Source organism: Halorhodospira sp. M38 (genome assembly GCF_022227985.1).
Lineage (GTDB): Bacteria > Pseudomonadota > Gammaproteobacteria > Nitrococcales > Halorhodospiraceae > Halorhodospira > Halorhodospira halophila_A.
In genome coordinates this window covers 222272-232561 of the sequence record NZ_JAJNQP010000003.1, presented here as the reverse complement: position 1 = coordinate 232561, position 10290 = coordinate 222272, and the positions used below count along the sequence as shown (strand labels likewise).

9 protein-coding genes are annotated in these 10290 nt (G+C 68.6%); 3 read left to right on the top strand and 6 right to left on the bottom strand.

Annotated elements, in window-relative coordinates; translation table 11 throughout:
* Window positions 1–140: 140 nt before the first annotated feature.
* Genes lexA through LRA98_RS03850 form a run of 3 tightly spaced genes read left to right on the top strand, consistent with a single transcriptional unit; the run spans window position 141 to window position 2991 of the window.
* A complete protein-coding gene (gene lexA, locus LRA98_RS03860; RefSeq protein ID WP_201171397.1) occupies window positions 141–824 on the top strand; it encodes a transcriptional repressor LexA in 684 nt (227 codons plus the stop codon).
* Window positions 825–836: 12 nt separating this feature from the next.
* Entirely contained in the window at window positions 837–1676 is an 840-nt protein-coding gene (gene imuA / locus LRA98_RS03855) for a translesion DNA synthesis-associated protein ImuA (protein WP_201171400.1), read from the top strand.
* Window positions 1677–1698: 22 nt separating this feature from the next.
* Window positions 1699–2991, top strand: a complete 1293-nt coding sequence (locus LRA98_RS03850) for a Y-family DNA polymerase (RefSeq protein ID WP_238633489.1) — start codon at window positions 1699–1701, stop codon at window positions 2989–2991.
* 7 nt (window positions 2992–2998) lie between these two features.
* On the opposite strand, the gene LRA98_RS03845 is transcribed toward LRA98_RS03850, so the two are convergent.
* The 6 genes from LRA98_RS03845 to infB form a co-directional block, all read right to left on the bottom strand.
* The gene (locus LRA98_RS03845; protein ID WP_238633488.1) at window positions 2999–3649 is read right to left on the bottom strand and encodes a nicotinamidase; all 651 of its coding nucleotides are present in this window, start codon (window positions 3647–3649) and stop codon (window positions 2999–3001) included.
* Window positions 3650–3749: 100 nt separating this feature from the next.
* On the bottom strand, window positions 3750–5837 hold the full coding sequence (gene pnp / locus LRA98_RS03840; RefSeq protein WP_201172511.1) for a polyribonucleotide nucleotidyltransferase: 2088 nt from the start codon (window positions 5835–5837) through the stop codon (window positions 3750–3752).
* Window positions 5838–5877: 40 nt separating this feature from the next.
* The gene (rpsO, locus tag LRA98_RS03835; protein WP_201171416.1) at window positions 5878–6147 is read right to left on the bottom strand and encodes a 30S ribosomal protein S15; all 270 of its coding nucleotides are present in this window, start codon (window positions 6145–6147) and stop codon (window positions 5878–5880) included.
* A 127-nt stretch (window positions 6148–6274) separates the two neighbouring features.
* Window positions 6275–7189 (bottom strand): tRNA pseudouridine(55) synthase TruB, encoded by a 915-nt coding sequence (gene truB, locus LRA98_RS03830; RefSeq protein ID WP_201171420.1) that lies wholly within the window; start codon window positions 7187–7189, stop codon window positions 6275–6277.
* A 7-nt stretch (window positions 7190–7196) separates the two neighbouring features.
* Complete coding sequence (gene rbfA, locus LRA98_RS03825; protein ID WP_201171422.1) at window positions 7197–7577, bottom strand: 30S ribosome-binding factor RbfA; 381 nt, start codon at window positions 7575–7577, stop codon at window positions 7197–7199.
* 7 nt (window positions 7578–7584) lie between these two features.
* Window positions 7585–10272, bottom strand: a complete 2688-nt coding sequence (gene infB, locus LRA98_RS03820; protein ID WP_201171424.1) for a translation initiation factor IF-2 — start codon at window positions 10270–10272, stop codon at window positions 7585–7587.
* Between the last annotated feature and the right edge of the window lie 18 nt (window positions 10273–10290).

The window sequence follows — 10290 nt, the reverse complement described above, 5'->3', positions numbered from 1 at the left end:
TTCAGGGTTCAGGGGGAGAGTTTCAGGCTGCAACGGGGCCGTGACAAGGGAGAACGCTCTCCCGTCGCGGCACGAGCGGTTGACGACTGAGCCGATCCACACTGTTGTACATAAACCCATCTGTGTATATAGTACTACCCATGGATACCCTTACAGACCGCCAACGCGAAATCCTCGAGCTCATCCGCCGCTCGGTGGCGGAGCGGGGATACCCCCCGACTCGAGCCGAGATCTGTCAGAGCCTCGGCTTCCGCTCACCGAACGCTGCCGAGTCCCACTTGCGTGCGCTCGCCCGCAAGGGGGCCATCGAAATGCGGCGCGGCGCCTCGCGGGGCATCCGGCTGACCGATGCCGCTGCCCGAGGCAACCCCGAAGCACCCCGGACCACCGAGGAAACGGACGGCACCGGCCTCCCGGTTGTCGGGCGGGTGGCCGCCGGTAGTCCGCTGCTGGCCGAGGAGAGCATCGAGCGCTACTGCCAGGTCGATGCTGCACTGTTCTCCCCGCCGGCCGATTACCTGCTGCGTGTCCGCGGCGAAAGCATGCGCGATGCCGGCATCCTGGACGGCGATCTGCTCGCCGTTCGCCGTGACACCGAGGCCCGGGACGGGCAGATCGTGGTGATCCGCCTCCACGACGAAGTCACCGTCAAGTTCCTGGAACGCCGCGATGGCGTCCTGCGGCTGATCCCGGCCCACCCGGACTACCCCGTCATCGAGGTGGCGGCGGACGGTCAGGATGCCGTGCTCGAGGGCATCGGCGTCGGCGTGCTGCGTAGTCCGCTCCACCCGCGCGGTCCGGAAGACGACACGGCGTCCGACTGAGGAGGCGCAACCGTGAGCGAAGCTGCCCTGCAACCGCTGTTGAACGATCCGCGCATCTGGCGCCCTGGCCGCCGGGCCGAGACCGCCCGGCAACCCGCGCTCGGCACCGGTTATCCGGAACTGGACGCCGCCCTGCCCGACGGCGGCTGGCCTCTGGGCACCGTGACCGAGATCTTCCACGAGCAACCGGCCATCGGCGAACTCCAGCTGATCCTGCCCAGCCTGGCAGCGCTGAGCCGGCGCAGGCAGTGGCTGGCCCTGGTCGCCCCGCCCTACATCCCCTACGCCCCGGGGCTGGCCCACGCGGGGCTGGACCTCTCACGGGTGCTGCTCATCCACCCGCGCGCCCACGAAGAGCACCTCTGGGCCATGGAGCAGGCGTTGCGGAGCGGAACCTGCGGCGCTGTGGTCGGCTGGCCCCGGCAGGCAGACCGGACCGCCCTGCGCCGCCTGCAACTGGCCGCCGAAACCGGCGAAAGCTGGGCCGCCCTGTTCCGGCCGCACAAGGCACGGCACCAGGCCTCCACGGCGGCAATCCGTATCGCCCTACAACCGGAAGAGGACGCCACGCTCGGCGTCGACCTGCTCAAGTGCCGCGGCGCCCAGCCGCGCCGGCTACAGCTCCGGCCGGCACAGGCTGCCCCTCCGAACCCCACCGAAGCCCGAAACACCACCGAGGCGCGCTACCCCTCTCCACGCACCGAGGGCACCGCAGCAGCAGCCGAATCTGCCCTCCGGGAGGCGCCGGCCGGTGACCAGCCCCGTCAGGCTGCACCGTCTCCGCGGCGCCAGCCACGACGGCAGGACGCTCGCTCCCGCACCGCCGCGGGGCAGTTGCCCCTGCCCCTCTAGCACGACACGCTGCGCCCCAACCATGCCGGAGCCACACACCAGCCCGCTGTGGCTCGCTGTCCGCTTGCCTGCGCTGGCCGCCGAGCCCCCGGCCTCGGCAGGGCACACCCTCGAGCAAGTCGGCCTGTGGGGCCTGGAGCTCACGCATCAGGTGAGTCTCGCCCCCCCCGACACCGTCTTCCTTGAGGTCGGCGGCAGCCAGCGGCTGTTCGGGGGACCGGGGGAGATCCGACGCCACGCCCGGGAGGGTTTGCAGGGGCTGGGCCAGACTCCGGCATACTTGGCTGCTGCCCCCACGCCCCAGGGCGCCCGGCTGCTCGCGCGGGCCAGCCCGGGCACCTGGGTGACGGACCGCCGGACGCTCCGCCACACCCTGATGCCCCTGCCCTGCCAGCTCCTCGATCCGACCCCGGCCCAGCAGGAAGCCCTGGACGCCCTCGGACTGAGCCGTCTGGGCGACTGCCTGCGCATGCCCCGCAGTGGCCTGCGTCGCCGCATCGGCGATCCCCCCGTGCGCAGGCTGGAGCAGGCCCTCGGCGAACGGCCCGAACCGCGCCACTGCATCACGCCGCCGCAGCACTACCGCGGCCGCCTGGAACTGCCGGCCCCGACGACCGCCACCCGGGCCGCCGGCTTCGGCCTGCACCGGTTGCTGCGCGCCCTGGTGGGGATGCTGCGTGGCATCGACGCCGGGGTCCAACAGGCCACCGTCATCCTGGAACACCCCGACGCGCCGGAGACTCGACTGACGCTGGGGTTCCTGCGCCCGACCCGCGACCTCGAACACATGGCCCACATCGCCCGCCACCGACTGGAGCGCCAGAGGCTCCCCGATGTGGCGGTGGCTATCCGCCTCGAGGCGGATCAGCTGCTCCCGTACCACGGCACCAGCGGCCAGCTCTTCGAGGAGGTCGGCACCAGCACCGAGGCCGTCCGCACCCTGAGCGAACGGCTCATCGCCCGCCTGGGAACCGATTGCGTCCACCGCCTGGCCGTTTGCCCAGACCCGCGCCCGGAGCGGGCCTGGCGCCGCATCCCACTGGAACACCCCGATCAGCCGCCCGTCGCCACGCCACCGCGACCAGCCTGGCTGCTACGCCGTCCGCAGCGGCTGCGCAGTAGCGAGGACCGCCCATACTGGGGCGGCCCCCTCCACTTGGAGGCCGGCCCGGAACGGATCGAGAGCGGTTGGTGGGACGGCGAGGACGTGGTGCGCGACTACTACGTAGCCCGCGCCCCGGGCGGTAGCCGTCTCTGGGTCTATCTCGACCACCGCCCTCCCTACGGCTGGCACCTGCACGGCTTCTTCGCCTGAGAACGCCTCACGGCGCCCCGCTGACAACCTCCACGCCCGCAGCCTGCAGCGTCCGCTGCACCGAGGCGTCGTTGCTGGCATCCACCGGACGGGTCAGGTCCCACAGGAAGTGCACCCGGAAGCCGGCCCGGGCACCATCCTCCGCGCTCCAGAGCGCGCAGTAGTCCCGCGCCAACCCGCAGACGTAGATTTGCTCGACACCGAGTTCGCGGAGATAGCCGGCCAGCCCCGTCGAGGGTCGCCGCCCATCGGGCGCGAAATTCTCGCGGAAAGCGCTGTAGGAGTCGACCAGCGGGTCGGTGGCCTTGCGCAGCACAAGATCCGCGTAGCGCCAAGGGATCCCGTCGTGCAGGGCCGCCCCGGGCGTGTCCTGTACACAGTGATCGGGCCACAGCACCTGCTCGACACCGTGGAGCTCAATCACCTCGAAGGGGGAACACCCCGGATGGCTGGAAGCGAAAGAGATATGCCCCGGCGGATGCCAGTCCTGAGTAGCTACCACGTAGCGCACGGGCACCCGCTCGAGCAAGCGGGCAATGGGAGCTACGACTTCTTCACCGCCTTGGGTCGGCAACGCGCCGCCGGGCATGAAGTCCGGCTGGACGTCGACGACGAGCAAAGCCGCGTGCTCGGCGTCTCTAGGTTGGGCCTCGACCACTGCAACCTCCCGGGGATCGGTCGGTGTCCCCTTATCAGGGTAGCCGCCGCGGCGCCGGCAGCAAGCCAGCGCCGCAACGACTGCAGCGGTCGGTTCGTGGTTACTCTTCCTCGACCGCCTTCATGGACAGCCGGATCCGGCCCTGCCGGTCCACCTCGAGCACCTTGACCCGTACCGAGTCGCCCTCGGCCAACTCGTCGGCGACGTTCTCGACCCGGTTGTTGGAGATCTGAGAGATGTGCACCAGACCGTCCCGGCCGGGCAGGATGTTGACGAAGGCCCCGAAGTCCATGAGCTTCGCCACTTTGCCCTCGTAGACCTTGCCCACCTCGACATCGGCGGTCAGCAGCTCGATGCGCTTCTTCGCCTCCTCGGCCGCGGCCTTGTCGGCGGAAGCGATGGTCACTACGCCCTCGTCGCTGATATCGATGTTGGTGCCAGTCTCCTCGGTCAGGCCACGGATGGTGGCACCGCCCTTGCCGATGACGTCGCGGATCCGCTCCGGGTCGATCTTCATGGTCAGCAGACGCGGGGCGTACTCGGACATCTGCTCGCGCGGCTTGTCGATCACCCGGTTCATCTCGTCGAGGATATGCAGCCGACCCGAGCGCGCCTGCTCCAAGGCCCGCTCCATGATCTCGCGGGTGATCCCGTCGATCTTGATGTCCATCTGCAGCGCGGTGACACCGTCCTTGCTGCCGGCCACCTTGAAGTCCATGTCCCCGAGGTGGTCCTCGTCACCGAGGATATCGGTCAGGACGGCGAAGTCGTCGCCCTCCTTGATCAGCCCCATGGCGATCCCCGCCACCTGGGCCTTGAGCGGTACACCGGCGTCCATCAGCGACAGGCTGGTGCCACAGACGGTGGCCATCGATGACGAGCCGTTGGATTCCGTAACCTCGGAAACCACGCGGATGACGTAGGGGAACTCTTCGTCCGAGGGCATCACGGCTTCGACGCCGCGCTTGGCCAACTTGCCGTGGCCAATCTCCCGCCGCTTCGGCGAGCCGATGAAGCCGGTTTCACCAACACAGTAGGGCGGGAAGTTGTAATGCAGCATGAAGGGCTCGCGGCGCTCGCCCTCCAGGGCGTCGATGACCTGGGCGTCCCGGCCGGTCCCCAGGGTACTGACGACGATCGCCTGGGTCTCACCGCGGGTGAAGATCGCCGACCCGTGCGTCCGCGGCAGCACGCCTGCCTGAACGTTGAGCGGGCGCACGGTCTGGTTGTCGCGGCCGTCGATGCGCGGATGGCCGGCCAGAATCCGGCCCCGGACGATCTTCTTCTCCAGCGTCTTGAACGCCTCGCCGACCTCGCCGGCGCTCCAGCCTTCGCGCTCTTCGTCCGCCAGCTCCTCGATGGCCCTATCCCGCAGGGCGCCGACCCGCTCGCTGCGCTCCTGCTTGTCGGCGATCTGGTAGGCCGCCTCGAGCTCCGGGCGCACCCGATCGGCCACGGCCGACTCCAGCGACTCGTTCTTCTCAGGCGGCTGCCAGTCCCACCGGGGCTTGCCGGCCTCGGCGGCCAGGTCGTTGATGGTGTCGATGGCCACCTGCATCTGCTCGTGGCCGTAGAGCACGGCATCGAGCATGGTGCTTTCGGGCAGCAGGTTGGCCTCGGACTCGACCATCAGCACGGCATCGCGGGTACCGGCGACCACCAAATCCAGGTCCGATTCGGCGGTCTGACTGAAGGTCGGGTTGAGGACGAACTCACCGTCCAGGTGCCCGACCCGGCAGGCCCCGATGGGCCCCTCGAACGGGATGCCGGATAGCGCCAGCGCCGCCGAGGTGCCGATCATCGCCGGGATGTCGGCATCAACCTCGTCGTTGAGCGAGAGCACCGTGGCGATGACCTGGACCTCCTGGCGGAACCCCTCGGGGAAAAGGGGCCGGATGGGCCGGTCGATCAGGCGGCAGGTCAGGGTCTCCTTCTCGGAGGGACGACCCTCGCGCTTGAAGAAGCCCCCCGGGATGCGCCCCGCCGCGTAGGTGCGCTCCTGGTAGTTGACCGTCAGCGGCAGGAAGTCGCGTGCCGCGGCGGGGTCCTTCTTGCCGACCACGGTGACCAGGACCACCGTGTCCGCCATGTCCACCAGGACGGCGCCATCGGCCTGTCGGGCCACGCCCCCGGTCTCCAGGGTCACCTGATGCTGACCGAACTGGAAGCTCCGCTTGACCGGGGTCAGGGATAGCTGGCTCTCGCTCATCGTTCTTTACCCCTTGCGCTTACTTGCGAATGCCGAGACGCTCGATGACGTCCTGGTAGCGGCTCCGATCCTTGCGCTTGAGGTAATCGAGCAGCTTGCGGCGCTGGCTGACCAGCTTGAGCAGGCCCTGCCGAGAGTGGTGGTCCTGCTTGTGCACCGAGAAGTGCTCGGTAAGGTGCTGGATACGCGCCGAGAGCAGCGCGATCTGCACCTCGGGCGACCCGGTGTCCGACGGAGAGCGCCGGAACTGCTCGACGATCTCCGATTTTTTCTCAGCATTCAGCGACATGTACGACTCCTGACCTATACGCTCGATTTCGGCCTGTCCATAAAGGCCGTTAGTGTAGCCCTCGCGGGGGCAAAGGAACAAGAATTCACCCGCGAGCGGCGGGAAACTGCGCAGCGGGCTTCTCCCGTCAGCGGCGTGCTACCAGGCGCTTGGGCCCGATGCGGCCATCATCCAGGGCCTGCCCCATGCCCAGGAAGTTGCCGGCGCGATCGTACAGCCGCAGCCAGCCCTCGCTGGGAGCCTTGGGGACAAAGACCGGCTGGCCCTGAACCACGAAGTAGGCGAGATCGTCGGCGAGCTCAACCCCGGTGTACTGCTGGAGGGCCGAGTCCATGGGAAGCAGCGTGGCGTCCAGCGCCTCCCGCCCCTGCTCGGCGCGTGCGGCGAGCATCTCCTCGGTCCACATCGCCGGGTCCTGGTACGGCCCGAGCCCCAGCCTGCGCAGCGCGCAGACGTGGCCGACGGTGCCCAGCGCCTCGGCGATATCCTCGGCCAGCGTGCGGATGTAGGTTCCCTTGGAGCAGTGCACCGACAACTCCAGCTCGTCCCCGCGGACGGCCAGAAGCTGCAGGTCGTAGATCTCCACCCGTCGGCGCTCGCGCTCGACCTCGACCCCCTGACGCGCCAGGTCGTAGAGCCGCTGCCCCTGGTGTTTGATGGCCGAATACATCGGCGGCAGCTGCTCGATGGACCCGCGAAAATCGGCCAGGACCGGCTCGACGCTCTCCGGGTCCAGCCCCGGGACCTCGGCACGGTCGCGTTCGGTGCCCTCGGCGTCCCCGGTATCGGTGGCCACGCCCAGCTTGCAGGTGACCACGTATCTCTTGTCCGCGTCGAGCAGGAACCCGGAGACCTTGGTGGCATCGCCGAAGCAGATCGGCAGCAGCCCGGTGGCCAGCGGATCGAGACTGCCCGTGTGCCCGGCCTTGCGCGCCCCGAAGAGCCGCTTGACCTGTTGCAGGGCCTTATTGGAGGTCACGCCCGCCGGCTTGTCCAACAGCAGCACGCCGGTGACGTTGCGACCACCCCGCCTTTTCGCCATTCGCCTTCTACTCCTTGCTCGATTCGTCGTCCGCAGGCGGCGGTGCCACCTCATCGATGAGGGCACTCAGCCGCGCACCGCGATCGAAGGCGGTGTCGTGCAGGAAGCGCAGGCTCGGCGTTCGCTTGGCACGGATGCGCCGGGCCACCTGGCTGCGCAGGAATCCGTGGGCTCGGTTCAGGACATCGATCCCGGCCTGCGCCTCGGCCGCCTCGGCGCCGAGAACGGTGACGTACACGGTCGCATGGGCCAGGTCACGGCTAACCTGCACCTCCGAGATGGTCACTGACCCCACCCGGGGGTCATCGACGTCGTCGCGAATCACCTCGGCAAGCTCGCGTCGAAGCTGCTCGGCGATCCGCCGGCTGCGCGGATAGTCCTTCGCCATGTCTGCGCTACAGGCTCCGCTGCACCTCGATCCGCTCGTAGCACTCGATCTGGTCGCCAACGCGGACGTCGTTGTAGTTCTTCACGCCGATACCACACTCGGTGCCGGCACGCACTTCGTTGACGTCATCCTTGAACCGCCGCAGGGACTCCAGTTCACCCTCGAAGATCACCACGCTCTCGCGCAGGACCCGGATCGGGTTGCGGCGGCGGACCACGCCGTCGACCACCAGGCAGCCAGCCACCTGACCGAGCTTCGACGAGCGGAACACCTCGCGAACCTCCGCCGTGCCCAGGATGTGCTCCTCCAGGGCCGGCTCGAGCATGCCGGAGATGGCGTTCTTGACCTGCTCGATGGCGTCGTAGATGACGCTGTAGTAGTGCAGGTCGACGCCGTTCTCCTGAACCATGCGCTTGGCCGCAGCGTCGGCGCGGACATTGAAGCCGATGAGGATCGCCTCGGAGGCCAGCGCCAGATTGACGTCCGACTCCGTGATGGCACCTACACCGGAGGAGACCACGCGCACGCGAACCTCCTCGTGGGAGAGGTCTTCCAGCGACTGCCGCAGCGCCTCAGCGGAACCGTGGACGTCGGCCTTGACCAGTAGGTTGATGGTGGAGACCTCGTCCTCCTTCATCTGCGAGAAGAGGTTCTCCATCCGGGCCGCCTGTTGCTGCGCCAGGCGCTTCTCACGTTGACGCTCGGTGCGGCTCTCGGCCACCTCGCGGGCCTTGCGCTCGTCCTCGACCACCATGAAGTCATCGCCGGCATCCGGCAGCCCGGAAAGACCCAACACCTCCACCGGGGTCGACGGGCCGGCCTCGTTGACGCGCTGGCCGTGCTCATCCACCAGAGCCCGGACGCGGCCGAACTCGGTGCCGGAGATGACCGTGTCGCCGCGATGCAGGTAGCCGTTCTGGACCAGCACCGTGGCCACCGGACCGCGGCCCTTGTCGAGGCTGGACTCAAGAACCACGCCGCGAGCCGGGCAATCCTTGACAGCCTTGAGCTCCTGCAACTCGGCCTGGAGGACGATGGCCTCGATCAACTCGTCCACACCCTCGCCCGTCATCGCCGAGACGTGGACGAACTGCACGTCGCCACCCCACTCCTCCGGGATGACCTCCATCTGGGCGAGTTCCTGCTTGACGCGGTTGGGATCCGCGTCCTCCTTGTCCATCTTGTTGACCGCCACGACGATCGGCACCTCGGCGGCGCGAGCGTGGTCGACGGCCTCCTTGGTCTGCGGCATGACACCGTCATCGGCGGCCACCACGAGCACGACGATGTCGGTCATCTGCGCGCCCCGGGCCCGCATGGCAGTGAACGCCTGGTGGCCGGGCGTATCGAGGAAGGTGGCGCTACCGTTCTCACCCTCGACGCGGTAGGCGCCGATATGCTGCGTGATTCCGCCGGCCTCGCCGGAAGCCACCTTGGAGCGGCGGATGTGGTCGAGCAGCGATGTCTTGCCGTGGTCGACGTGGCCCATCACGGTCACCACCGGCGCCCGGCCGATCTGCTCGCCCTCGGGCTCCTCGCTCTGGCGCAGCAGTTCCTCCTCGACGTCGTCCTCGCGCTCGAGCTTGGGCTTGTGGCCCATCTCCTCGACGAGGATCGCCGCGGTCTCCTGGTCGATGGCCTGGTTGATCGTGGCCATCACGCCCTGCTTCATCATCTCCTTGATCAGCACGGCGGCCTTGACGCTCATCCGGTCAGCGAGCTCGGCCACCGTGATCGTCTCGGGAATCTCGACCTCACGGACGACCGGCGCGGTCGGGCGCTCGAACTCCTGCTGCAGCTGCCTGGCCGCCGTACCGCCACCGCGCTTCTTGCCTCCGCGTCGACTGCCGGCGCCACGGCCCCCAGCAGACTGCTCTTCCTTCTTCTTCTTCTTCGGCTTGGCCTCCTGCTTGCGCTGGGCGCGCTCCTCAGCCTCGCGCTCGCGTTTGGCCTCGAGTTCGGCGCGCTTGCGCTCCCGCTCCTCTTCCCGCTTCTTGGCCTCGTCCTGCTGACTCTTGGGCTTCTCCTTGAGGGCTTCGGCCTGGGCGCGAGCGGTCTGGTCGGCCGCCGTCTCCTCCGGCTCCGCCGCTGCCTGCTCTTCGGCGTCGGATGCCTCCGCGGCAGCGGTTTCCGCACTGCCCTCTTCCGCCGTCGCCTCCGGCGCGACCGCGTCACTGGAGGCCTCATCGGCCGGTGCGGCCTCGTCAGCGGCGGGCGCTGCCTGGTCGCTGGTGCGCTGGGCCTCGGCGGCGTCCTCCTCGCGCTGAGCCTCTTCCTGCTCGAGGGCGCGCTCAAGCTGTGCGGCGGCCTCTTCGGCCTCCTCCTGCTTGCGCTTCTCCTCGGCCTCGATATCGCTGCGCTTGACGTAGGTGCGCCGCTTGCGGACCTCGACATTGACCGTGCGCGTCTGCCGCGGACCACGACTGCCCGCATCGCGGCCCGCCGGCATCTTAAGCTGGCTGTGACTGCGCCGCTTGAGGGTGATCTTCTTGGGGGATCCGTCGGAGCCGCCGCCCTCCTCGTCCTGGGCAGCACTCCCCTGCCTCAGGTGAGCCAGCAGCGTCGCCTTGTCCTCCGCCGAGAGGGCTGCATCGTCGTCGCGCCGGCCGAGTCCCGCCGCCTCCAGTTGAGCCTGAAGCCGTTCCACCGGGATCCCTACCGTCTGCGCAAATTCTTTTACCGTCGTTTCCGCCATATAACACTCTCCGGACGC